We start from the raw sequence: 25,009 nt of genomic DNA on the forward strand, positions 1-25,009 counted from the left end.
AACTTTTATAATTGAGATTAGATTACCTCAACATTAACGGCGTTAATACCTTTTTTTCCTTGTTCAGTATTGTAACGAACGCGGTCATTTTCTCTAATTTCGTCGATTAATCCAGAAACGTGTACAAATACATCTTTACCTGTATCCGCATCTGTGATAAATCCAAAACCTTTTGATTCGTTAAAAAACTTTACTGTGCCTTCTTGCATTTTAATTAATTTTAAATGATTATTTATACTTCGCTCCCTCAGATGCCTTTGATTATCTTTTAACTCATTTTTTGAACTAAATAGAAAAGCTAACCATTTTAAAAGTACTGATAAAATAAATAAAGGCAAGAAGAGTTGTTACTCAAAAAACTAATTACTAAATAAGACCTTATAAATGAAAAGCATTCCTTAGGAACGTCCCAAAGGTACATTAATTTAGGTTAGTATTTCACTACCTAATCATTATTTTTTCCACGATTTTATAAACAAAATTCTCAAGTCAAGAGTACCCCGAGCATATCTTTAGTAAAAAGTATAGTTTATCCTTACTTTTTTTATGGTTTTTTTTCTTCACAACAGATTGCAAGTTGCTAATTTTAAGAAATTTAAATAACCAAACCATGCTAAAAAACATTTCAAACTTAGGTACAGCGCTAAACAAAAAGGAACAAAAATCTATTAACGGAGGAAATCGTTGGAGACAATGTGGGACTCGTTGGTGTTGTTTAACCTTACCAAACGGACACGAATTAAGAGAGCCTTGCTTTTGTAACCGTTGGGGAAGCTGTATCCTATTATAAGAAAATTACAAACTACCGCATTGGAATGCGGTAGTTTTTTTTAAACTTCCGTCGATCTACGGGATAAAAAAAGCGGTAGTATTAACCACCGCTCGTATTTTATTTTTCATTCATTTTCTTTTCCAATTGTTGCACTCTTATGAGCAACGATTTTAGAAGTTTATTTTCTTCCTCTAAGGTTTTGATTTTTTTCTGCTGAGCTCTTAGCGTTTCTATTTCCTTTTGTTGCTTGATGGTATACAAGGTTAGTTGTTCGATCTTCTCCAATAATCTCGCGTCCATATCGGCCAAGTAAAAACCTTCTTTTGCCACTATTTCAGCACTAGGAATGTTTGCCAGATGTCCTTTTTGACGTATGTGCTCTTCTACCTCCGTTAAACTTGGTAAATCATAAGTTGGTTGAAAAACGTAGTCCGGCCAGTTGCTCTTTGCTGCTACTTTAACTTCTAAAGCAGCTACCTTTCCATTAACTCCCAATTTAAATCCACTTGTATCAACAGTACCAACACCTATATTCCCGGTATTTAAGTCTACCGCGAATACCTCACTTTCCGTCATTTTTTGTCCAGACTTCTTACCGATAAAGAATTTGCCGTTATTGGCAAAAGCCACCGCTGAACTCGAACTAGGAGTCGCATCTGAAAACTCGATACTAGGCACAAACTCTTTAATCGTTAAAGATGACTTTCCGTTTACATCTAGTTGATTTTCGGGATTTAACAAAACCGTTCTATTCGTGTCTTGAAAAACTTCAAACTTGGCATTTGGTGTTGTAGTACCGACTCCTACACTACCGTTTGAGTTGATGTAAAACTTTGCGTACTGTAATTGTCCAATAGCATCAGGACTACTCGTCTTTGGTGCTACACCAATCATATAGGAATTCGCGTGATCTCTGTATGGATTTCCTGCATACCAATAGTTCGTTTGCCCCATACTTACTATTCCTGCACCTCTGTAGTCATTATGACTTTCTAAATACAATCGAGATGACAAATACCCAGTACCATTATCAGGATTAAGATACATGTGCCCCTGCCCAATGATATTTCCATTTACCGTAAGCTTTCCCTTAGGATTGTCGGTTCCAATCCCCACGTTATTATTACTCCCTAGGATGACCATTGCATTCCCAGTTCGCGTATCCCAACGATGACCATAATAACCAAAATTTAGATACCGGGCCTCCGAAAGTGAACTGTTATACGCAGAATAGGCATGCGTGTAATTGTTAGGGTCAAAAGTAAGTTTAGCACCACTTGCTAAAGTTATCCCCCCATTCACCTGTAATTTTTTATTAGTATCCGGACTTGCGAAAGACCCCAAACTCGTTTGACCAATCGCCACAATTCCACTTTGATAAATAAAGTCGGACTTCCCTCCTGACTCGGTAGTTACTTTTTCCTGACCATACGCACTTGTAAACGCAGTCAACATAGCAATAGATGCAATTTTTAATGTAGTTTTCATAAAAAAATAATATTTCAGTGAATTACAACAAGACAACACCGAAGGCTCACCTTTAGTCAGTTTAATATCGATAGTGTTGTTGTAAATGCAATTTATTCGGGGCAAAAATAAAAAAACTAGCCAATTCAAGCTAGTTTTTTTTATAATATCCTATTAAAACCTCTTCCAAGTCAGTTTTCTGAATTTTAATTACATTCCTTTATAATCCCGATTCAAAAATTACGGCTTCGCTAGTACTCACTCCTTGCCTCCATTTTTTTAAAGGTTGGTATGCTGGATCGTTATAAAACCCTAAGGCCTTCTGCTTCGAGTCAAATTCAATAAGTACCAATCGACCTGCAGGTAGTACTCCCTCAATGTACTCTGGAGTATCATCTACAGCAAGGGTGATCCCTCCATACCGTTTTACAATTGGTACCGCTTTACTTAGGTAAGAATGTGCGAACTCCTCGTAGTTATTGACACTAACAAATGCTAACATATATGCTTTCATATTTAAAAATTTTAATTGAAATCAAAATTAGCTGCTGGCAATACCCCCTGCATTAATATATATTAAGAGTTGGAACGCAATGCATCGTGCTTTGCCTTGCTAAGAGCCTCGGGGGTCATTCCTAAATAGGAAGCGATCATTTTTTGTGATACTCGTTGCACTAATGACGGATAAGTTTGTAAAAAATGTTCGTAACGTTCTAATCCCGTATAACTCATTAACATGATTACTCGTTGTTGTAATACCCACATACGTTTCGATATGGCTTGCAATTGTGATTCAGTACCTATCAATTCCTTTTTTCTAATACGAACTTCGGTGTCTTCTAACGCCTCAATATACAATTCCGCTGGTAGTACACTCGGTGTTGCATCTGCAACAATCCACCCTTCAGGAGCGAACATAAAAGTGTACTCTTTTCCTTTTTTATCAATGGTATAACAGCGTAATAAGCCTGAAACGACTTCATAAACACAGGTATTATACACTCCACTACGTTGTAAACACGTTCCTTTCTTTATTTTCATTACTTCCATAAACATCAATTTAAATCATGTAAAGGATACATCTTTCTTTCAATACTTGATCAACAATACCATCCAATGATATACAACACCCAATACCTGCGACAATTGCTGATTGTTGTCTACTTTTTCATGTGCCCCTTCCATCAACCCAATTGTGATTTGAATGCCCGTGTCGCACCGTAATTATTTCACTAATAATGAGTGTATAAGCCTAAAAAACGCAAGAATTAACAAGCAACGAATTTCCCTATTCCCGAGTCTCCCAAATAGTTGTTGAACTACCTATAGGATATTGTTCCGCTAACTCTTTCCTACCTTGTTCAAAATTATGGATGAGTGCTGGTTCAGTTAGTACCCCTTTCTGAAACTCTTCTTCTAAAGAAAACAATAACGAAAGTTCCTTTAAAGTCCTTTTGTATATGGGCAGTGATCCATAGCTCGATATCTTTTGTAAATTGATCAGTTCTGTAAATATCCTATTGTGTGTATAGTCCGATAAATTCTTAGCAATGATTTCATTGGACACAATCTTCTCCATCAATTGAGGATATGGAACGGGATTGTTTTTTTTAATCTCAATTAGACGTTCCTCGGATATTTTAAGACTATCTTTTTCCAACGACTGTATGTACGTTTCCAAACCAATGACATATACGTGCGTTCTATCCAGTATATTCGATGCCGATTTTAAAAGTTTAATGGTATCAGAAACTTCTTTAGTTTTATTTGACCTGTCAGACAACGTTATAGCCAATAATACCCCAAACAATGTCGCAATCATCGTTGACAAAAAAGACAAGGCCTCTGCCTTATTGCCCTTTCTTCTGATGATCCATAAAAACACAAGACTAGCGATACTCAATACTATCAGGACAATCAAATTACTCATAAAAACAAGGTTTCAAGTTAGGTTTAGAGTCAAATGTAATTTCTTTTTTTCAAATGCGATGGGGTCCCAGTATTTTTATGACGTAAAAAGCGGAATTCGACATCTATATCCCGTAAAACAACTGGCCTTTTCGAGCCAAATACAAGCACATTAAGAATTTTAAGTTCTTTAGATGTTATAGTAAGTAAACATCATTACTTAGCCTAGTACTATAATGCGCTTCTATTAGTCAATTTTCTTTAAGCCTTGCAATACCGATAAGGCACGATGGCCATCTTTTTCAGCAACAAACACATGATCGTGATAGTAAGCTGCCACAACATTACAGCTAATCCCTTCGGCTGCCAGTGCATTTGAAAATGCTGCCGTCAAACCAACAGCTTCTAATGATGAGTGTATTTGTAGTGTAATCCAGGCCGCCGTATACTCATAGGTATATCCCAAAGAATCAGCTAGTGATTTTTCAAGAATAATTGTTGTCGCTTCTTCTTCTTTAAACACTCCTATGAGTTCATCCCAAGGAAGACCTTGCAATGAACTGACTTTACAAAACACGTACACTCCTTCTTGTAGTTTAGGAGTCATATTTTCCAAAAGCTTTACCAATTTTGTTTCTCCCGACAATTCCTCTTGTTTATGTTATTATACAAATATTGAATTCTTTACTACAGGGCTCGGCTCTTGGTCTGCTTACTTAGCAAGTCTTTATAAGCACTTCGTTGAACACTACAGCAAAGCTCCATAGCCATCAATGTCTTAGCTTCTCGAGCCAACTCGTTAATTAATACCCTGAATTTTAAAAATACAACTAAAGTTCGAAGAAATAAATTTATAGTGAAATCTTTATGATAGCAATTTGCTCCTCAGCTCCGTTATTGACTAAAACGCTTCGCGTAACAACTTTATACAGTATAAAAACAAAAAAACCTCAGTATTTCTACTGAGGTTTAACTTTGGGTGGAAGATCGGTCTCGAACCGACGACCTCCGGAACCACAATCCGGCGCTCTAACCAACTGAGCTACAACCACCATTTGTTTTGCGAGTGCAAATATACAAAATAATTGAGAATTACACTCAAGTTTAAACTATAAATCAGGGTTAATTTCCACAAAAAAATGCTATTAGCTGTCTTCCAGAATGATACGTTAAAACGATCCCTACGCTAGCCTATATACGCATACGAGGAGGCCTGTTGGTTAAAATAAAAGTTATAAAAAAGCCTTAGTATTTCTACTAAGGCTTTACTATTGGGTGGAAGATCGGTCTCGAACCGACGACCTCCGGAACCACAATCCGGCGCTCTAACCAACTGAGCTACAACCACCAGGTATTTTGCGGGTGCAAACATACAAAATAATCAGAAATTACAACAAAAATATTTAGATAAAATATAAGTTTCCACAACTATAAAGTTGATTTAGGAACAGTCCCCATTTAGGCCTACTCATAAAATAATCAGAGCGCGGTGTTGGGAGTGAATTTTACAACAATTTCAAGAGATGACTACTCTACCGTTGGTCTGACTAAAAATTTTGAACAACAAAAAAGCCTTAGTATTTCTACTAAGGCTTGGCATTTGGGTGGAAGATCGGTCTCGAACCGACGACCTCCGGAACCACAATCCGGCGCTCTAACCAACTGAGCTACAACCACCATTTGTCTTGCGGGTGCAAATATACAAGCTTTTCGCAATTCCGCCAAACTTTTATCTAAAAAATTTCGCTTAAACTTTTAACTCCTACGTAACGTTCTGAATTAAAACCCTCTGCAAAATCAACTCCTACAAGCCTTCCTAAATCTTTTGCCCGATATTCAATACTATCAGTAAAATTCTTACTCGTTATTGGAGTTTCCGGTTCCTCACTATTGGGATCGTAGAACTGAGAGGCATAGGCCATCACAGAGGCTATTTTCTTGTCCATATACCCAGTCACATCGACAACGAAATCAGGTTCAATATTTTTCCATTGAATATAGTGATATACTTGTTTCGGGCGCCATTTCTCTTGAGCTACCCCATCAATGCTCGTTGCTATCTTTAGTAGTCCACTCAAAAAGCAGGCATCGGAAACGAGTTTACTCCCCTTGGGGTGATCGATATGACGATCATCAACAGCATTACAAAGCACGATATCGGGTTGGTACTTTCGAATCATTCTAATTACTGCTAGTTGATGTTCTTTGTCATTTTTAAAGAACCCATCTGAGAAACCGAGATTTTCACGTACTGATACTCCCAATATTTCGGCCGCTTTCGCCGCTTCTTGATCTCTTAATTCCGCCGAACCTCTCGTTCCTAATTCTCCTCTCGTAAGATCAACTATTCCCACCTTTTTTCCAAGGGCTATTTCTTTCGCAATTGTTGCACTGCAACCTAATTCTACGTCGTCCGGATGTGCTCCGAAAGCAAGTATGTCTAATTTCATAAATTACTCTTCTGTACTTCTTTTTTTGTACTTTTTTTAATTTTGCTCCGCTCTATGGCTTGGTTAATATCTTCAATTAAATCACTCGTATCTTCAATTCCAACAGAAAATCGGAGAAGTCTATCGGAGATTCCTTGTCGCGCTCGTTCTTCTTCGGAAAGCAAGGCGTGCGAAGTCTGTGACGGACTTAACACTGTACTCTCTACTCCGGCCAAACTCATAGATGATTTTATCAATTCTAAATTACGTTGGAATTCCATCGCTCCATACCCTTCCTTTAATTCGAAAGACAACATACCTCCAAAAGCACTCATTTGCTTTTGTGCTACCTGATACTGAGGGTGTGAAAGTAACCCAGGGTAATGTACTTTATCCACTGCCTTGTGCTGTTCCAAATACATGGCCAATTCCATCGCATTTTCACATTGTTTTTGAACCCGCAAATTAAGTGTTTTTAAACTTCGTTCCAACATCCAAACCGTAAATTCACTAAGGCTTCCTCCTAAATTTTTGGCGAGATCCCAAATTCGATGAATGTCTCTTGCCGTACCAACCACTGCTCCAGCCAAAATATCGGAATGTCCTCCTAGATATTTTGTTGCTGAATGCACTACTACATCAATTCCAAGTGCAATCGGATTTTGATTGATCGGTGTTGCAAACGTATTGTCGATCATCGAACGAATTTCATAGCTCTTTGCCAATGCTGCAACTGCTTCAATATCGACTAATTTCAAGAGTGGATTCGAGGGTGTTTCAATAAAAATAAGTCTCGTATTTGCCTGAATGGCTTCTTCAAAATCAGCCACATCCATTCCTTTAGTTAGCGTATAGGTAATTCCGAACTTCTCTAATTCTTCTTTTACGAAATTGTAGGTACCGCCATAGAGGGTTTCTTGGAGTACAACATGATCTCCTCGCTCCAAAAAGGCCAACATGCTCGTGCTAATTGCCGCCATTCCTGAGGCCAATAGCAAGGCTGCCTCTGCCCCTTCGAGGGCTGCAATTTTTTCACTTACTCCCAATTGATTTGGCGTATTAAAGTACCTCGGATATCGCTTCACATCAACTCCATCAAAAGCATAAGAAGTAGCCATATACAAAGGAGATATAGATCCTTTAAACTGTTCATCTTTTAGTTCGCCTACATGTGTACATATGGTATTTTTACCAAAATTTGTGTTTTTTTTCATTTTAAAAGCTGGTTAAACGTTTCGTAATATGTAAGTTACGAAAAACATTTTAAACTTTCACCTGCTTCCAATTCCCTTTCCTAAACCACAAAACACCAATAATAGCAATGAGTACCTCTGCCAAGGTTATAGACCAAAATACTCCTTTTGGACCGTAATCGAAATAAATGGCAACGGCATAGGCAAAAGGTAATTGAAACAACCAAAAACAAACAAAATTGATAATGGTTGGTGTTATGGTATCCCCCGCTCCGTTAAACGATTGAATTGTTACCATACCATAAGCATAGGCGATATAACCTATAGCCATAACTCGCAAACACAGCGCTCCGTTTTCAATTACCGTTGCATTTGAAGAAAACAGGGCTAAAAATTCCGTAGCTCCTACCAAATAAACTAATGATACCAACCCCATAAACCACGCGCAATACTTACTTGTAATCCATACCGATTGTTCCGCACGCTCAGGTTGTTTAGCTCCTAAATTTTGTCCTACTAAAGTAGCAGCGGCATTGCTCATTCCCCAAGCGGGCATTAAAGTAAACAGCATAATACGAATGGCAATCGTGTATCCCGCCAATACTTCGCTTCCAAATTCAGATATCATGCGCATTAAAAATACCCAACTAGAAGTCCCTATTAAAAATTGTCCGATTCCTCCAATAGAAACGCGCAGTAATTGAAGCATTAGAGCGAGTTGCAATTGCAGTGCTCTTAGACTCAGTTTTATTTTACCTGATCCAAAAAACAAAATCCCTAATTGGAGTACTACCGCAACCCCTCTACCGGTGGTTGTGGCAATAGCAGCCCCTTCAAGGCCGTAAGCTGGAATGGGGCCCCAACCAAAAATCAACAGGGGATCCAAAATCATGTTGAGCACGTTAGATACTATAAGCGTCCACATGGCTATGGAGGCATTTCCTGCCCCTCGGAACACGGCATTTATTAAGAATAACAACATTACGGTAATGTTTCCTCCTAGTACTATTTGCGTGTAACCGTATCCTTCTGCAATCAATTCGGGAGATCCTCCCATCAGTTCCAATAACTCTTTGGGATAAACGATCCCCACAGCACTGATGAGTGCTGCCAATACGACGCCCAAGAAAATTACCTGTACCGCAGTTTCATTGGCTTTTTCGGGCTCATTTTCACCGATACGACGGGCCACCATTGCCGTGGCTGACATACTCAATCCAATGGCTACAGCGTACACCAAGGTCAGTACTGACTCGGTTAATCCCACGGTTGCAATAGCATTAACGCTTACCCTCGATACAAAAAACGCATCGACCAAAGCAAATACCGATTCAAAAAGCATTTCCAAAATCATTGGAATTGACAGCATAAAAACTGCTCTTTTCAAATTTCCTTGGGTAAAGTCGTGCTCTTTCCCTAAGATAGCTTGTTTAAATAAAGAAAAAATAGAATATATATAAGTTGAAGTATGATTGTATTTTGTCATTTTAAAAAGTTTTCACATAAACAATGAACCTTTAACACAAAGGTTTTTAAATAATTATATGTCGATGGGTAAACTTAAACAATCATAATGATACAAATATGCAAAAAAAATCGCAAATCCTCTTAAATAAAATCAATATCTTCGCTTATATGATTCGAATAGCTATTATAGGAGGAGGCAATATCGCCCATCATTTGATTCGTGCTTTTTTACCCGTTCCAGAAGTTGAAATTGTGGAACTTTATGCGAGGAAACCCGAGCAATTAAGCGAATTCAATACCCTTCCTATCGCCCATTCACTTAATGAAATGAAAGCAGTAGACGTGGCAATTGTCGCAGTCTCTGACGACGCCATCTCAATTGTTTCACAGCAACTTAACAATGCCCGATTGGTAGTCCACACCTCGGGAAGCGCTGATCTACAAAGCTTGGAGAATTCACAGAGAAAAGGAGTATTTTACCTATTACAGAGTTTTAGCAAGGCAAAAGAAGTCGACTTCTCTGATGTTCCTTTTTGTTTAGAAGCCCCAAACCCAGATGATTTTGCGCTGTTGAAAACATTGGCTGAATGTATCGGCTCTAAAATTTATGCAATAAATTCTGAGCAACGTCGCTATTTACATGTGGCAGCTGTCTTCGTCAACAATTTCACCAATCACCTATATAAAATTGGGTATGATATTTGTAATCGCTATGCTGTACCTTTTGAAGTATTGCATCCGCTAATCGGTGAAACAGCAGCTAAAATTCAAAACTTAGCTCCTGAATCGGCACAAACCGGACCAGCCAAGCGCAACGACGAAAAGACCATACAAAAACACCTGAATCTTTTGACTCAGGAACAACAAGAAATTTATCAATTATTAACCGATTCAATACGAAATGGAAAAAAGTTATAAAGAGTTACTTCCACAAATTGACACTCTAATCTTTGATGTTGATGGGGTATTAACTAACGGAATGGTAACCATCATGCCTAGTGGTGAACTCATACGACATATGAATATCAAGGATGGCTACGCGCTCAAAGCTGCGGTAAAAGCTGGATATCGCGTGTGTATCATCTCGGGGGGTAAAAACGAAGGTGTGCGAACGCGTCTTGCCAACCTCGGTATTCAAGACATCTACTTGGGTGCACACAATAAAATGGAACAGTACACTGAACTCGTTGAAAAGTATCAATTAAACCCAGCCAACGTGATGTATATGGGCGATGATATTCCGGACTACCCAGTAATGGCCAAAGTAGGAATGCCTTGTAGCCCTAATGACGGTGTACGAGAAATAAAACAGGTATCGAAGTACATCTCAGATAAAAAAGGAGGCGAAGGCTGTGTCCGTGACATCATTGAGCAGGTACTCCGTGTACAAGGTAAGTGGGACGACAATTTTGACGCCCAATACGACTAACAATTTTAACTAGTAAATTCATTAAATCAAAACAGGATACTATGAAGCAATTATTTTTTACATTCATGCTATTAGCTACTTTAGGTATGCAGGCGCAAACGATTTTTGGAAAATGGGAAAACCGAGATGAGAAAACAAATCGCGTAGACAGCGTTATCGAAGTGTACGAAAAAGACGGTAAAGCCTATGCTAAAATTATTGAAATCACTGATAAAAACAGACAAAATGCTGTTTGTGATAAGTGTAGCGGTAAAAATAAAAACAAGCCTATTTTAGGAATGAATATTTTAACTGGACTAAAAAAAGACGGTGACGAATGGAGTGGTGGAAAAATCTTAGACCCTAAAAAAGGAAAAGAATACAAGTGTTTCATCAAACTAGAAAATGCAAATAAATTAAAAATTCGCGGATATATCGGATTCTCTCTTTTAGGAAGAACCGCATATTGGTATCGAAAAGACAGTTAACAAAAAAGGCACTTTACAGTGCCTTTTTTTATTACTTTAAAAGTTGTGGAAACTTTCTTTTAAACTTGTTTAACCTCGGTATCGATACATTTTTCACATAAGGATTGTCTGGATGCAAGCGTTCGTAATTTTGATGATACTCCTCCGCTTTATAAAATTTCTTAAAAGGTAGGACCTCTGTGGCTATTTTCCTTTTATACACCTTTGACAAGCCTGCTATATACTTCTCTAATACCTGCTTTTCTCGCTTGTTTTGATAAAAAGCTATAGAGCGGTATTGTGTCCCGTAATCCGGATGCTGTCCGTTTACGGTAGTTGGGTCATGAGAACCAAAAAATACGGTCACTAAGGTTTTATAACTTACCTTTTGAGGATCGTAATACACAGCAACGGTTTCAGCATGTCCCGTTCGCCCTGTACCTATGCGCTGATACGTCGGGTTAGTCGTATGTCCTCCGGCATATCCTGATACCGCCTCCTCTACGCCGCGTACGCTTTCAAAAACAGCTTCGACACACCAAAAACATCCACTGGCAAAATAAGCCACCTTGGTATCCTTTTGATGCCCCATAGGTCTTACTTCTGAGTTTCTCTTTTCAGGGCCTTTTGCAAAGCTCCAAACTACTAAACTTACAATAACTAAACTTACAATTCTAACTACTCTCATAAATGATTAAATTATTCTAATAATTTAGCCATAGCAGTTTTGATAATTTCGATATTTTTATGCTTGTTTGACGGATTCGCATTTTTTTGCTTTTGAACCATTTGGCGCAATAAATTAATACCTACCTTGTCAAAATTATACTGCTTGTATTGAATACCCTTGGCAACAATATCATTGGCTAAATTTCTAATGGCTTCCGAATTGTTACTCTCGGCAATCTTATCGTAGGCCTTTTTATACAATGATTGAATTTGTTTATTTGGACTCAAAAACATGCCCGACATTACATTACTTGCAATAAAATTTAATTCTTCCGCATCATTTTCTTCTAAATAGATACGTGTTAAAGGGGTGGCAATGATCTTTTTCACCTCTACTGGTAAGGTTTTCGACTTCTTGATAGCCAAGTCTTTGTCTACGTAATACATGGCTACAAGAGCTTTCCCCAATACAGCGTAGGATTTACTTTCAAGCGCCTTTTCAAAAACCGGTTTTAATTCCGGATCTGTCAACTTTCCTAAGGTTTCGATAGCCGCTGCCTGTACCAAGGTTTTCGGATCGTTCATCGCCAATTGCTTGATTTTTTCAATAACAGCCTTCTTTGAATTCTTATAAATTAAGTTGATATTATTCAAGGCTAATATTCGAACTTTAAAAAACGGATCGTTCATGGCCTGACTAATTGCCTTAAAAACTCGTTTTTCATCCTGTTTGTTGCGCAATGCCAGCAAGGCTTCCCTTTTGTGAATAAAACTCACGGCATTTTTTAATTGGAATATATAATCATCCGTCAGCTTATTTTCGATAACATCACACAACAAGACAGCATCAGCATTTATTTGAATATACTCCGGTTGCTTCGTAAATGGGAAAGAAAACGAGCGTTCACGTCCATCGACAAAAACTGTATGTCTCGTTCGCTTACCTCCTTCGAAAATATCGATTGCTAGTGGAAATTGAAATACCTTATCTTGAGTTTGATTGATATTTACCGCAACGGTTTTTAATAGCTTATTGTAGTCATAGCTTATATCTAAAGTAGGGTGTCCATTGCTAAAATACCATTGGTTAAAAAACCAATTTAAATCTTTCCCGCTGACCTTTTCAAAAGCCAAACGCAATTGATGTGCTTCACCCGTACCGTACTTATGAGCCTCTAAATAGGTTTTCATTCCTGCAAAAAAGGCCTCATCTCCTAAGTAATTGCGAAGCATATGTAAAATTGCCCCTCCTTTATTATAACTAACCGCATCAAACATATCTTCCTTATCCGCGTAATTAAAACGAACAAGGTGCTTGTTAAAATTCTGACCTTCCTTGTAGGCTTTGATTTCCTCAAACATATGTGCATCGGCAAAATCTTTTCCGTATTTGTGTTCAAACCACAAATATTCGCTGTAATTAGCAAAACTCTCGTTAACCGTTAAATTACTCCAGCTTTCTGCCGTTACTAAATCACCAAACCAATGGTGAAAAGCCTCGTGCGCAATCGTTTTTTCATGACTGTTTTGATCGATGAGCTGACCCGGAACTTGATAGGCGTGTTCACCGTGGATTACTGCAGTTGTATTTTCCATTGCACCGCTAACATAATCGCGACCAACTAACTGCGCATACTTGTTCCACGGGTATTCAACTCCCGTTATCTTAGAGAAAAAAGCGAGCATTGCAGGTGTATCTCCAAATATCTCCTTTGCATAAGGTGCGTATTTCTTTTCGACGTAATAATCAACGGGAATCTCTTTGTATTTGTCACGAATGATCTCGAACTCCCCTACTCCCATAAAAAACAAATAAGGTGCGTGCTTTTGGTTAAAATTCCAATAATCCGTGCGCGTCCCGTCTGGATTATTAGTTTGTTTTTCGAGCTTCCCATTAGATAAAGTCACATATTTACTAGGTACGGTGATGTAAATTTCTTGTGATGTCTTTTGGTTGGGAGCATCGATGGTAGGAAACCAACAACTACTAGCTTCCGTTTCTCCTTGAGTCCACACCTGAGTTGGTTTATCAGGATCGAGACCATTTGGATTGATAAAATACAACCCTTTGGCACTGGTGATCGCGGCACTCCCTTGCTGCTTGACTCTTTCAGGTCTTGCTGTATATTTGATATACAGTTCAAAGGCTTCGTCTTTTTTATAGACCCTTGGAAGATCAATTCTCAATTTAAAATCATCGTAATTATACGGTAGCGTTTTCCCGTTTAACTTCAGCTCGTGAATGAGCATGGCTTTGGCATCCAGTACTACTTTATCAGTTGCGTAAAAATGGGGACGGAGACGAACCCATTCTTCTCCTTTTAATTCTTTTGCTTTAAAATCAAAAGCGACTTTTAATTTGGTGTGAATTAAATCGTGTGTTTTTTCTCGTTCCGGGTGGTACACATCTTGGGCCTGAACCCAAGAAAAATTAACTACTAAAATTACGAGGATGATCCTATTAAATAACTTCATACGTTGTATCTAACTCTTTAAATTAAGGTTTTTTAGCTCAGTATTTACAAGCTTTGGCTTCAAAAATACTAAAATTAGTTGGCCTCTCTGTTAATGGGCAGTTAAAAGGAGCAGTGTGTTGACTATCAAGACTGCGCTAAATTTCTCACAACTACCCTCTTAATTCTTTTTAGAGAATCTGTGATTAAATGGGTGCAGAATGCTATTTTTGCAAGCATGAAAAGTATCACAAGCCCACAAAATTCATTTATAAAAGATTTGTTAAAACTACAAGACAAAGCACGAGAGAGAAAAAAGAAAGGTGTTTTTATTGTAGAAGGACAACGTGAGCTAAAACTAGCTCTCGCGGGAAGCTATGAAATTACCCACCTGCTGTTTGACCCTAGTTTGTGCGATACTACTACACTTACTTCTTTTGATACTGACACGAATAAATACGTAGAAATTTCAAGAGAAGTCTATAAAAAATTGGCTTATCGAGAATCTACTGAAGGGATTATCGCAGTTCTAAAATCAAAAGATTTCTCTTTGGATGCTGTTAAATTCAATACTGAAACACCTTTAGTGCTAGTAATGGAAAGTATTGAAAAACCAGGCAACGTCGGAGCCATGCTTCGCACAGCTGATGCGGCAAATGTCGATGCTGTTTTTATTGCCGATCCGAAAGCTGACTTGTACAATCCAAATATTATTCGATCGAGTGTCGGGTGTTTATTCACCAATCAAATCGCTATTGGAAGCTCAGAAGAAATTTGTGAATACCTCGAAGCACAACAGATAAACATATACAGCGCAACATTGCAAAACTCTAATGCTTACCACCTCAACGATTACACACAGCCCTCGGCATTAGTTGTCGGTACAGAAGCCACAGGCTTAACAGAAATTTGGAGAGAACGCGCCACTCAAAATATCAACATCCCCATGCAAGGTACCATCGATTCAATGAATGTATCCGTGGCCGCTGCTATTTTGACTTTTGAAGCGAAAAGACAGCGAGATTTCCAGTAAGTCATGCGCTCATTAATTCACTATTTTCTGCATTTTGGAGCCCCTTTGCTCATTGCTGTATTTCTGTTTAAAGAGCAATGGAAAAAGGTGTATCTCATCTTTTTGGCCAGCATGCTCATCGATTTAGATCATTTGTTGGCAACCCCTATATTTCAATCGGACCGGTGTAGTATTAATTTCCATCCTCTCCACAGCTACCTAGCCATAGGTGTATATCTATTGGGACTGTTTTTGAAGCGCCCCATTCGTCTGTTCGCAGCAGCCTGTCTTTTTCATATCTTTACAGACAGTATCGATTGTTGGTTACAACAGGTACTCCCATAATAACAGATGAATAACAAGATATATCCAGCCACTGAAAACCTATACGACGAATTTCTAGACATTTGGGAAGCGTCGGTACGAGCAACCCATCATTTTTTAAAAGAAGAAGACCTTCGTTATTACAAACCGCGTATTCGAAATGAGTATTTCTATGCGGTAGCATTGTTTTATACCAAAGATACAGAAGGAAAGCCCAACGGATTTCTCGGCATTCATAAAAATAGTATTGAAATGCTTTTCATTCATCCTGATGTCCGAAGAGCTGGACTGGGGAGTTCCTTGGTAAACTTCGCAATTACTCAAAAAAACTGTGCTCTCGTCGAAGTAAATGAGGCGAATGAACAGGCTTTGAATTTTTATACAAAAATGGGATTTAAAGTCATCGGAAGATCGCCGCTAGACGGCAGTGGTAAACCCTATCCTATTGTAAGCATGTCATTGTAATTCCGCATTATGATAAAGGACTTCGCACACATAAAATTCAATAATCAACAGTTACCTGGAGCCGAATTTGACATCATAACATTGGAAAACTTATTTCAAATGACAGGTCTTGAGCACGAGCTCAATGAACTCCAAGTAGTAGATTTTTTCATGTTGGTTATTATTAGAGAAGGAAAAGGAAAGCACCGCATAGACTTTACGGACTATCCTTATCAAGCCGGAAGTGTACTGAGCATACGAAAACAACAATTGCACAAGTTTTATCTAAACCCTGAGGCTAAGGGAGATTTACTATTATTTACAGACAACTTTCTGGTTAGTTACCTCGAAGCTTCTGCTAATGAAATAGCCATGCAGCTCTTTAACGAACTCCTAGGCCCTCCTGTATTTCAACTCGAGGAGCAGCAAGCCGAAGCAAGCCTGAGTATCATTGCGCAAATAAAGCGCGAATATTTCGAACAACGCGATCAATTTTCTCTAGGAATTATTCGCAGTCAGCTTCACATACTCTTAACCACCTTGTATCGAATTAAATCAAAGCAGGGTCTCACCATCAGCAATATAAAATACTTGAAAGAATTTTTAGAGTTTCAAGCCTTGGTAGAAAAACACATTTGCTCCTCTTCAAAAGTAAGTTACTATGCAGCTCGCCTAAACATCTCTTCAAAAACCCTGAATACGATTACCCAAAGTATCATACACCAATCGGCTAAAGTATTTATCGACGCTACCTACATCAAAGTCATCAAACGCCATTTACTTAATACCAACCTCCCCATAAAAGAAATTGCTTTTGAAACTGGTTTCGAAGAAACGAGTAACTTTTATAAGTACTTTAAGAAAAACACCGGACTAACGCCTGAAGAATTTAGGAGCACAACCAGGTAATTTCCCATTTTTACACTAGATAGTACCATTAGGATACTCGAATAACTGGTAGCTTTCTTGAACTTTGCACAGAGATTTAACTCGTTAATTTATGAAGCTAAACAAATCAATTGCTCTTGGCATGGCTATAGCCCTACTAGGGACTTCTTACAAGAGCTCACAGCAAAACAATCAACAAAACACCATGAAAACGACCACACATTCAACCGATTTAAAGTCATTAGCGACACGTGCTCAAGATGCTTTTTTTAACCGCTACAATGCAGAAGAGGTACAACAGTACTTTTCCGAAAATTACATTCAACACAATCCCCATGTACCAACGGGAATTGCTCCCGTATTGGGTTTTTTACCGGTACTCGAGAAAGCCCAAACAAAAAGTACCACACATCGTATGTTACAAGACGGTAACTTTATAGTTATGCATAATAGCTACATCAATGCCGATGCTTTTGGCGCTCCAGAAGTAGTAACTTTTGATGTTTGGCGTATGGAAAACGGGCGCGTCGCGGAGCATTGGGATGCCATCACGCCTAAAGTACAAACCACCAAAAGCGGCCGCTCGCAAGTTGATGGACCAACCGCAATTACAGACTTGGACAAAACGGAAGAAAACAAAACACTGGTTAGCAATTTTGTCAAAGATGTTTTATTTGGCAAACACCCTGAACGCATTACTCAATACCTGAGCACTACCCAATACGATCAACACAACCCTATGGTAGCTGATGGATTACAAGGATTGTCCGAAGCAATAGACTACCTCACAGCGCAAGGAGATATGTTTGTTTACAAAAAAACTCACAAAATTTTGGGAGAAGGTAACTTCGTTTTGACGATCAGCGAAGGGAGTTGGCACCAGCGCCCTCATGCCTTTTATGATTTATTTCGAGTTGCTGATGGAAAAATTGTAGAACACTGGGATGTTATCCAAGAAATCCCATCCGAAATGGCACATACTAACGGTATGTTCTAAATGCTAATAGCTATCGTTCGCGATAGCTATTTGTTTTTTGCAAAGGTTGAAAAAACCACTTAAAACCCGTTGTTACTCGGATGCCAGTTATTCAAAAAAACCGCTAAGACTTTGGTCATTTTAATGTAAGTTTGTCTCGTACTAATACGAACAACACATGACAACTTTATTTACTAACATTAAAGAGTTATTACAGATACGTGACGCAGCTACTACCAAAGTAAGTGGTAAAGACATGGCGACACTCCCGAGCATTAAAAACGCTTTTTTATTCATAAAAGACGATCGCATAGAAGACTTTGGTCCTATGGATCAAGCTCCACAAACTGCAGATACTACTGTAGATTGCACGGGCCAGATTGTTTTACCTACCTGGTGTGATTCTCATACCCATATCGTTTATGCTGGTAATAGAGAACAAGAATTTGTAGACCGTATCAACGGACTTTCGTACGAAGAAATAGCCAACAATGGTGGAGGAATACTCAACTCTGCAAAAAAACTCCAAGAAACCTCTGAAGAGGCCCTTTATGAACAAGCCTCAAAACGCTTGGACGAAGTTATTTCTTTAGGTACCGGAGCTATCGAAATTAAATCGGGATACGGTTTAACCGTTGAAGCAGAACTCAAGATGCTTCGCGTGATAAAAAAACTGAAAGAAAACTACGCGCTGCCCATAAAGGCTACCTTTTTAGGAGCCCATGCATTTCCTACAGAGTTTAAAAATAACAAAGAAGCCTATATTCAGCAAATCATTGAAGAAATGCTACCCAAAGTTGCCTCTGAAAAACTCGCTGAGTTTGTAGATGCTTTTTGTGAAACAGGATATTTTTCTGTGGAAGATACAGATAGAATTTTGATCGCTGCTCAAAAATACGGACTTACACCTAAAGTACACGTCAACCAGTTTACCACGATCGGTGGCGTTGCTATGAGTGTCAAAAACAATGCTTTGTCAGTAGATCATTTAGAGGTGATGAATGCAGACGATATTACTGCCTTACAAGGTAGTACTACCATGCCAGTAGCACTCCCCTCTTGTTCTTACTTTTTAAGCATTCCTTATACGCCTGCAAGAGACTTAATGAATGCAGGTTTACCTGTAGCCCTTGCTACCGACTACAACCCAGGGTCAACACCTTCAGGAAATATGAATTTCGTAGTGGCTACCGCCTGTATAAAAATGAAAATGACTCCGGAAGAAGCGATTAACGCGGCAACACTTAACGGAGCTTATGCCATGAATCTCGCCGAAGAAGTAGGAAGTATCACCAAAGGAAAAAAGGCGAATATTATAGTGACAAAGGAAATCCCTTCTTATGGGTTTTTACCGTACAGTTTCGGATCTAACCACATCGATAGTGTTTATATCGACGGTAAGAAAATTTAATTCACCCTATAACACATTGCTTTTATGCTTACTTTTTTTACTAGAGAACACATAGATCAATTCGTTAACAAACGACCTGGTGAAACCAAACTCGGAGAAACCGTAGCGGTATTCAACCAACGGGTATCCTTTGAAGAGGCTCTGCAAGAACTCGATGCTCAGTATATTTTATTAGGAGTCCCTGAAGATATTGGCGTAAAAATGAACGGAGGTAATGGCGGTGCACATACCGGATTCATTCCCGGTTTAAAAGCCTTCCTCAACACCCAACAAAATCAGTTTATCCAAGGTAGTGACATCGCTGTTCTGGGCTATCTCGACTGTTTGGATGATGTCTTAAAATTCGATCCTAAAGACCGCGCATTAGGCGATCGTTTGGTGAAAAAAATTGACGATGCCTTAGCTGATATTATCCGTCAAATTATTGAAGCCGATAAAACTCCTATTATTATTGGAGGTGGACACAATAACGCATTTGGAAATATCAAAGGACTCGCATCGGCAAAAGGAAATGCTGTGAATGTGATTAACATGGATGCTCATACCGATTTAAGACGCCTGGAAGAGCGCCATAGTGGCAACGGGTTTTCTTATGCCTTAGACCAGGGATATTTGCAAAAGTACTTTATGTTTGGGCTTCATGAAAACTACACGCCTCAGTATATATTTGAAGAAATACACAACAATCCTAATTTAGAATACAACACCTATGAAGAATTGGCGATTACACAGCTAGCCTCCTTTACAAATGAACTGCAACGAGCTGTGGATTTTATCACCAATACGCATTACGGTATAGAGTTAGATCTGGATTGCATTGAACACTTCCCGAGTAGTGCTATGACGCCTAGTGGCTTTTCTGCTCGTGAAGCACGACAGTTTGTTTACAACTTAGGAAAACACGCTAATGCGAGCTACTTACACATTTGCGAAGGAGCACCGGCCGTAAAAAACGAACCTACCACAGCTGGACAAGTTGGAAAATTCATCAGTTATTTAGTGTCTGATTTTATCAAAGCAAGGACGCGAATGAATTAAATAACACAGTATTCAACATAATAAAAACCTGCATAATTTGCAGGTTTTTTTATGCCCACCAACTTAAATATTTGTCGTAAATTCCGACGCAATTATTGACTATAACTCATGATGAAGAAATTACTATTCGCTCTTTTATTTAGCGCTTCTTTTATGCTCGTTGCTCAAGAGTCCGTTTTTTATACCAAGGATACACTAAGCAATACTCCGATTGACAAGTTTGGACTGCACGTGTACAATCACAACTTTATAAAGAACAACGAATATTTTAATTTCATCGCTGACGGTTATACCTTACTCGCTACACAACTCCACCCACAGTTTGTTTATCAAAACAGTACTGAACTACAATTTAAAGCGGGAGTTTTTGTACAGAAAAACTTCGGTGAGTCAACCATTGCACATGTCTTGCCAACATTTAGTGTACACTACAGAAATAAAGCACATCAGCTAACATTTGGAAACACTGTTGCAAGTAACAACCACGGAATGATTGAACCCTTGCTAGCCAGTGAAAAAATACTTAGCCGAGAACTCATCGAAACGGGTATTCGCTACCAATACACTAAATCAAAATGGCAGTTAGACCTCTGGCTCGACTGGGAGCACTATATACGCCCCAACGATGATTTCAAAGAGGTATTCACATTGGGATTTCAGACAGCATTGCCCCTACTCCCCAACTTAAGCTTACCGGTACAATGGTTAACCAGACATAGAGGTGGCCAAATCAATAAAAAGTTCAGGGACCCGAGAAACATCACAGACATCTACGACCTGCACAACGCGGCTATCGGATTGCAGTACAAATTCCACACCTCAGACTACGACATTTGGAATCTGAGTAGTTTTTGGCTGTGGCACGGCACGGATGCCCCGAATGCGGTGTATCCTTTTAAACGAGGAAATGCCTTTTACGCTACTTTAGCATATCGCAATCGAAACTTTAATGCTGTCTTGGCCTATTTTAGAGGAAGTAACTTTATCCCCGCTCGTGGAAATGAGATGTTTTATTCCTATTCACTTAAAGCGAATGTCAATTACTGGAACGGCGCTTTAGACAATCGATACGTAGCACATCAAGAAGCTGATAGAAGTCTGCTTTTCACCAAAATTTACTACCAAAAGACACTCAGTAAAAATGTAGTCTTAGGTGCACAATTAGAAGGCTTTTTACAACTCAATCCAGCAATTGATTCTGTGGTTACCCAAGAGAATAAAGAATTTAACTTTGACTATTCGTACGGTGTGTATTTACGCTTTAACGAGGTCTTTAATTTTTAGGCGAATTCCTCTAGGTCTAACCAATTTTTAAACGCTTTAACACGATCACGACTGACGATAATCTCAAATTCTGAAAAACCCCTCAGCTTGATTAACAACCTCGTCACCGAGTACTTATCAACGCTTATAAGAGCATGGCGGGCTATGATTACTTTTCTATTTACACGAAAAAAATCGTGAGGATCGAGCTGATTTGACAAATGAGTCAAAGAAGTATTCAACAGCGCATTTCGTCCTGATGCATTTAAATACGTAGCATTGTCTGCACTGAAAAAACAACAGACAGCTGTCGCTTCAAAAATTCTTATGCTAGCGCCAATTTTAGTTGTAAACCTGTGTTTGTACGCGCCTTGTATTCGTCGGGCTGTCCCAAGAGTATTTCGGAACTCCTGAAAACTTACTACTTGTAGACTCTCAATTTTCTCAAGTGCTTTTACGAGTTTGTCTTCATTAATAGGTTTTAGCAAATATGCGACACTGTTGTAATCAAAAGCCTGAATACTGTATTCTGGGTAGGCCGTGGTGCATACAATTTTTGTTCGTAGTTGTGGAAGCTGATCTAGCAAATAAAATCCCAATCCATCCGACAACTTCATATCTAAAAACAACACCTCAGGACTTTCGTGCTTACCAAACCACTGAAGTGCATCAGCAATAGAACTCAGTTGCGCCATCACCTCAACCCCTTGCTTATGCAATAAACGCTGTAGCTTTCGGCTAGCCGCCAATTCGTCTTCTATAATAACTGCTTTAATCATCGATTTCTAATAATGGAATTGCAACTTCAAAAGTGGTTTCCGTATCCGTTATCTTCACTGCTTTATCGGTAAAGAATCGATAGCGTTCTTCAATATTTTTGAGTCCTGTACCGTTTTGATGCTTTTCATCGTAGGCCTTCTCTTGTTTTGAATTCCTCACCACCAAGTACCCCTCCGCAATCTCAAGAGTTACCTGTATCGGAAGAGTTCTGTTCAAGCTGTTGTGTTTACAAATATTTTCAGTAATCTGCTGTAAAGCCAAACTTACCACATAATAGTTATCGAAAGATGCATCCAGTTTATTATCCAATACAAAACAAGCTTCAAACCGCTGTTCTAACAATGAAAAATACTGGTAAAAAAAAGCTACTTCTTCCTTTACAGTCATCAAATCGTTGTTTTCTAAAAGAAGGTAATAGCGGTACACAGCTGCCAACTGATCTGAAAACGCCACCGCTTTCCCTGGATCCTCCTCAATGAGCCCTGTCAATACATTTAAATTATTAAATAAAAAGTGAGGACTCAACTGTTGTTTTAACTCGTCATACCCCTCTTTGTAGTCGGCTCGGTCTTTGGCTAATAATACTTGTTGCCTCGATCGAACCAATAAAACAAAATAACCATGTGTCCCTAAAAACACCAAGGTGAGATACACTGCGTAATACAAGGTGGTAGGCAAAATAAAAGCCTTTGCCAAAGCTCCTCCGAGACCTCCTTTCACTATTGCAAAACTACTTCGGGTGATGATCAGCATCGTCACAATGGCAAAAGTAACAACCAAGTAGTAGCCGCCCAGAACTAAGGGACGCTTCCAGCCAGAAAATCGCACATAACTATAGGTCAATACGTGAATGGTAGCGAAGCTCAATGTGAACCCTAAAGGAAACAGCTCGTACCAGATTGGTAGTAGTAACACACTGCTCTCAGCAAATACTAAAGTAAACAAAGAATAGAGTCCACTCACAGCAATGGCAATTGCCAATACGTATTTTACTCGATATTTCACCGCTCCTATCTCTCGCAATTCAATACTATCAGAACCCTGCGAAATCCACTGACTAGCGTACACCATCAATGCTAATAACAGCGCTCCAAGCCCCGTTCCTAGATGCACCGATTCAAAGACAAATGAATCGGCATCGATACCGTTGAAAAGAACACTGAGCAACAGTCCAAACGCAAAACTTCCAATCCCGATTTTCAATCCTAAAAGCTGACTAAAAGGATGCTTAAAACTCAGGTATAACACGACAAATGGTATGCCTACAAACATTAAAATACTCGCTGGAAGAAGCGCGAGTACCTCGCGATAATCAAAATCAGCAATACTTCCTACAGAATAAACTAAAATATGGAGAAATACTCCCAAAGTAATGGCGCGTTTAAACGCCGCAACAAATAACTTCATACTTATAAATTTTAGTCCAATATGAGCTTGTTATCTTTCAGCAACAAAAAAATAGTAGTGAACGGTAGTACTTCGAACAGTGAACTGCTATTGAATCCACATTTTGAAATCCTTTACACGCTCTCTACTGACAATAATTTCTGTGTCATCGTAGTTGTGAAGTTTTAATTGCAATCGAGAGTTGGTATACGACACGATGTCTTTAATAGCATTGATATGAACTATATAAGTACGGTTTACTCTGTAAAATTGTTCCGGATCCAATTGCTCTTGCCAATGTTCCAAGGAATGATCAATCAAATAATTTCTATTGCCATTGGTATGAATATAACTCGCTTTGTTTTCAGAATACAAGCATTCAATTTCATCAGTATGCACGATTTTTATGTGCTGACCTACCTTGATGGTAAAACGCTTTTTATATTTTCTGTCGATAGGATTGATGAGTAATTTTCTGATATCGTCAATATTCACCTGTAAGTCGGTTTGTTTGGGCTGCTGTTCCTGAAATTTTTGAACAGCTGCTTCCAGCTCTTCGTCATCAATAGGCTTTAACAAGTAATCAATAGAATTCAACTTAAACGCTTTCAGGGCGTATTCATCATAAGCTGTGGTAAATATAATCGCCGATTTCACTGTAACTTCTTCAAAAATCTCAAAAGACAATCCATCAGACAATTGAATATCTAAAAAAATCAAATCGGGATGTGTATTCGTTTGAAACCAATTAATGGCCTCTTCAACGGAGTGCAGCAGTTGGTTTACTTCTAATCCTAAGGCGTTTAACATACGCTGCAATCGACGTGCTGCAGGTTTTTCATCTTCAATAATTACTATGTTCATAAGTGCGAACTTTCTAAGATTAACATGGTGGTTCTAGTTGACAAGATAAGGAGTCTTGCCTAATCCTCATCGGAAATTTACTCTTTCATATACTCTTTGATCTTCTTCTCTTCCCATTCCTTGCCCAACAACCACTGTGTTCCGAACATTTTAAACGTATGCCCTAGCATCCCTATTCCCCAAAAAAACCATAGGTAGTAGGTTGAAAAGCTCGTCAATACCTCTTCTAAATTGCCTCCTGCTTCCCAAACTCGGTAAATTTTTCTTCCAGACAAAAAGCAATTCACTGCCAGGAAAACAACTAAATGAGTGTAGTATTCTTTTAATTTTTTTACGCGTTCCTTCGCTCTTAAGTAATCGTGTTCTCGTTGGTTATTTACTGAAGTCATG

At 38.7% G+C, this 25,009-nt stretch carries 27 protein-coding genes and 3 tRNA genes; 12 read left to right on the plus strand and 18 right to left on the minus strand.

What is annotated here, in order from left to right; all coding sequences use genetic code 11:
• Positions 1–17: 17 nt before the first annotated feature.
• The gene (locus tag ACXAG7_RS07045) at positions 18–209 is read right to left on the minus strand and encodes a cold-shock protein (RefSeq protein ID WP_408043308.1); all 192 of its coding nucleotides are present in this window, start codon (positions 207–209) and stop codon (positions 18–20) included.
• Positions 210–610: 401 nt separating this feature from the next.
• Here ACXAG7_RS07045 and ACXAG7_RS07050 point away from each other — a divergent pair, with 401 nt between their 5' ends.
• A complete protein-coding gene (locus tag ACXAG7_RS07050; protein ID WP_408043307.1) occupies positions 611–790 on the plus strand; it encodes a hypothetical protein in 180 nt (59 codons plus the stop codon).
• Between the two features lie 99 nt (positions 791–889).
• On the opposite strand, the gene ACXAG7_RS07055 is transcribed toward ACXAG7_RS07050, so the two are convergent.
• The 11 genes from ACXAG7_RS07055 to ACXAG7_RS07105 all read right to left on the minus strand — a co-directional run bounded on the left by ACXAG7_RS07055 (position 890) and on the right by ACXAG7_RS07105 (position 9,255).
• Positions 890–2,260 (minus strand): hypothetical protein, encoded by a 1,371-nt coding sequence (locus ACXAG7_RS07055; RefSeq protein ID WP_476666443.1) that lies wholly within the window; start codon positions 2,258–2,260, stop codon positions 890–892.
• Between the two features lie 199 nt (positions 2,261–2,459).
• Entirely contained in the window at positions 2,460–2,753 is a 294-nt protein-coding gene (locus ACXAG7_RS07060; RefSeq protein WP_408043305.1) for a DUF1330 domain-containing protein, read from the minus strand.
• A gap of 62 nt (positions 2,754–2,815) precedes the next feature.
• Positions 2,816–3,289, minus strand: coding sequence for a Crp/Fnr family transcriptional regulator (locus ACXAG7_RS07065; protein WP_476666444.1), 474 nt, complete (start codon positions 3,287–3,289; stop codon positions 2,816–2,818).
• A gap of 238 nt (positions 3,290–3,527) precedes the next feature.
• Positions 3,528–4,169 carry a hypothetical protein gene (locus tag ACXAG7_RS07070; protein WP_476666445.1) on the minus strand — a complete coding sequence of 214 codons (642 nt, stop codon included), beginning with the start codon at positions 4,167–4,169 and terminating at the stop codon, positions 3,528–3,530.
• A 225-nt stretch (positions 4,170–4,394) separates the two neighbouring features.
• Positions 4,395–4,793 carry an ACT domain-containing protein gene (locus tag ACXAG7_RS07075; protein WP_408043302.1) on the minus strand — a complete coding sequence of 133 codons (399 nt, stop codon included), beginning with the start codon at positions 4,791–4,793 and terminating at the stop codon, positions 4,395–4,397.
• Between the two features lie 331 nt (positions 4,794–5,124).
• A tRNA-His gene (locus ACXAG7_RS07080) sits at positions 5,125–5,200 on the minus strand.
• A 220-nt stretch (positions 5,201–5,420) separates the two neighbouring features.
• Positions 5,421–5,496, minus strand: a tRNA-His gene (locus ACXAG7_RS07085).
• Positions 5,497–5,749: 253 nt separating this feature from the next.
• Positions 5,750–5,825 (minus strand) — tRNA-His (locus ACXAG7_RS07090).
• A 55-nt stretch (positions 5,826–5,880) separates the two neighbouring features.
• Positions 5,881–6,597: a bacillithiol biosynthesis deacetylase BshB1 gene (bshB1, locus tag ACXAG7_RS07095; RefSeq protein WP_408043301.1), complete on the minus strand. Its 717-nt coding sequence runs from the start codon at positions 6,595–6,597 to the stop codon at positions 5,881–5,883.
• A complete protein-coding gene (locus tag ACXAG7_RS07100; RefSeq protein WP_408043300.1) occupies positions 6,594–7,790 on the minus strand; it encodes a trans-sulfuration enzyme family protein in 1,197 nt (398 codons plus the stop codon). The genes bshB1 and ACXAG7_RS07100 overlap by 4 nt, the downstream gene beginning before the upstream one ends.
• A gap of 49 nt (positions 7,791–7,839) precedes the next feature.
• Entirely contained in the window at positions 7,840–9,255 is a 1,416-nt protein-coding gene (locus tag ACXAG7_RS07105) for an MATE family efflux transporter (RefSeq protein ID WP_476666446.1), read from the minus strand.
• Positions 9,256–9,353: 98 nt separating this feature from the next.
• On the opposite strand from ACXAG7_RS07105, the gene ACXAG7_RS07110 reads away from it, so the two are divergent.
• Genes ACXAG7_RS07110 through ACXAG7_RS07120 form a run of 3 tightly spaced genes read left to right on the plus strand, consistent with a single transcriptional unit; the run spans position 9,354 to position 11,132 of the window.
• Entirely contained in the window at positions 9,354–10,154 is an 801-nt protein-coding gene (locus ACXAG7_RS07110) for a Rossmann-like and DUF2520 domain-containing protein (protein ID WP_476666447.1), read from the plus strand.
• The gene (locus ACXAG7_RS07115) at positions 10,138–10,665 is read left to right on the plus strand and encodes a KdsC family phosphatase (protein WP_408043297.1); all 528 of its coding nucleotides are present in this window, start codon (positions 10,138–10,140) and stop codon (positions 10,663–10,665) included. Before ACXAG7_RS07110 ends, ACXAG7_RS07115 begins: the two co-directional genes overlap by 17 nt.
• A gap of 41 nt (positions 10,666–10,706) precedes the next feature.
• The gene (locus ACXAG7_RS07120) at positions 10,707–11,132 is read left to right on the plus strand and encodes a DUF2147 domain-containing protein (RefSeq protein ID WP_476666448.1); all 426 of its coding nucleotides are present in this window, start codon (positions 10,707–10,709) and stop codon (positions 11,130–11,132) included.
• 31 nt (positions 11,133–11,163) lie between these two features.
• Here ACXAG7_RS07120 and msrA read toward each other — a convergent pair whose 3' ends face one another.
• Together msrA and ACXAG7_RS07130 are read right to left on the minus strand one after the other, a co-directional pair.
• The gene (gene msrA, locus ACXAG7_RS07125) at positions 11,164–11,799 is read right to left on the minus strand and encodes a peptide-methionine (S)-S-oxide reductase MsrA (RefSeq protein ID WP_476666449.1); all 636 of its coding nucleotides are present in this window, start codon (positions 11,797–11,799) and stop codon (positions 11,164–11,166) included.
• Positions 11,800–11,810: 11 nt separating this feature from the next.
• On the minus strand, positions 11,811–14,255 hold the full coding sequence (locus tag ACXAG7_RS07130) for a M1 family aminopeptidase (RefSeq protein ID WP_408043294.1): 2,445 nt from the start codon (positions 14,253–14,255) through the stop codon (positions 11,811–11,813).
• Between the two features lie 216 nt (positions 14,256–14,471).
• Between ACXAG7_RS07130 and ACXAG7_RS07135 the strand changes: the two genes are divergently transcribed.
• The 8 genes from ACXAG7_RS07135 to ACXAG7_RS07170 all read left to right on the plus strand — a co-directional run bounded on the left by ACXAG7_RS07135 (position 14,472) and on the right by ACXAG7_RS07170 (position 21,610).
• Positions 14,472–15,266: a TrmH family RNA methyltransferase gene (locus ACXAG7_RS07135; RefSeq protein WP_476666450.1), complete on the plus strand. Its 795-nt coding sequence runs from the start codon at positions 14,472–14,474 to the stop codon at positions 15,264–15,266.
• Between the two features lie 3 nt (positions 15,267–15,269).
• Positions 15,270–15,590, plus strand: a complete 321-nt coding sequence (locus tag ACXAG7_RS07140) for a DUF6122 family protein (RefSeq protein WP_476666451.1) — start codon at positions 15,270–15,272, stop codon at positions 15,588–15,590.
• A gap of 6 nt (positions 15,591–15,596) precedes the next feature.
• Positions 15,597–16,034 (plus strand): GNAT family N-acetyltransferase, encoded by a 438-nt coding sequence (locus ACXAG7_RS07145; RefSeq protein ID WP_476666452.1) that lies wholly within the window; start codon positions 15,597–15,599, stop codon positions 16,032–16,034.
• Positions 16,035–16,043: 9 nt separating this feature from the next.
• Positions 16,044–16,922 carry an AraC family transcriptional regulator gene (locus ACXAG7_RS07150; protein ID WP_476666453.1) on the plus strand — a complete coding sequence of 293 codons (879 nt, stop codon included), beginning with the start codon at positions 16,044–16,046 and terminating at the stop codon, positions 16,920–16,922.
• 91 nt (positions 16,923–17,013) lie between these two features.
• Positions 17,014–17,898, plus strand: coding sequence for a nuclear transport factor 2 family protein (locus tag ACXAG7_RS07155; RefSeq protein WP_476666454.1), 885 nt, complete (start codon positions 17,014–17,016; stop codon positions 17,896–17,898).
• 157 nt (positions 17,899–18,055) lie between these two features.
• Positions 18,056–19,288 carry an imidazolonepropionase gene (gene hutI, locus ACXAG7_RS07160; RefSeq protein ID WP_408043289.1) on the plus strand — a complete coding sequence of 411 codons (1,233 nt, stop codon included), beginning with the start codon at positions 18,056–18,058 and terminating at the stop codon, positions 19,286–19,288.
• A gap of 24 nt (positions 19,289–19,312) precedes the next feature.
• Positions 19,313–20,326, plus strand: coding sequence for a formimidoylglutamase (locus tag ACXAG7_RS07165; RefSeq protein ID WP_408043288.1), 1,014 nt, complete (start codon positions 19,313–19,315; stop codon positions 20,324–20,326).
• A 108-nt stretch (positions 20,327–20,434) separates the two neighbouring features.
• Positions 20,435–21,610, plus strand: coding sequence for a hypothetical protein (locus ACXAG7_RS07170; protein WP_476666455.1), 1,176 nt, complete (start codon positions 20,435–20,437; stop codon positions 21,608–21,610).
• On the opposite strand, the gene ACXAG7_RS07175 is transcribed toward ACXAG7_RS07170, so the two are convergent.
• From ACXAG7_RS07175 to ACXAG7_RS07190, 4 genes are all read right to left on the minus strand, one after another.
• Entirely contained in the window at positions 21,607–22,368 is a 762-nt protein-coding gene (locus tag ACXAG7_RS07175; protein ID WP_476666456.1) for a LytR/AlgR family response regulator transcription factor, read from the minus strand. The two genes, ACXAG7_RS07170 and ACXAG7_RS07175, sit on opposite strands and share 4 nt — an antisense overlap.
• Positions 22,361–23,776 (minus strand): sensor histidine kinase, encoded by a 1,416-nt coding sequence (locus ACXAG7_RS07180; RefSeq protein ID WP_476666457.1) that lies wholly within the window; start codon positions 23,774–23,776, stop codon positions 22,361–22,363. The genes ACXAG7_RS07175 and ACXAG7_RS07180 overlap by 8 nt, the downstream gene beginning before the upstream one ends.
• A gap of 87 nt (positions 23,777–23,863) precedes the next feature.
• On the minus strand, positions 23,864–24,619 hold the full coding sequence (locus ACXAG7_RS07185; RefSeq protein WP_408043284.1) for a LytR/AlgR family response regulator transcription factor: 756 nt from the start codon (positions 24,617–24,619) through the stop codon (positions 23,864–23,866).
• 77 nt (positions 24,620–24,696) lie between these two features.
• Positions 24,697–25,008 (minus strand): 2TM domain-containing protein, encoded by a 312-nt coding sequence (locus tag ACXAG7_RS07190; RefSeq protein WP_476666458.1) that lies wholly within the window; start codon positions 25,006–25,008, stop codon positions 24,697–24,699.
• Position 25,009 lies beyond the last annotated feature (1 nt).

The sequence above is a fragment of the Tenacibaculum sp. AWR4_210 genome, assembly GCF_056160945.1.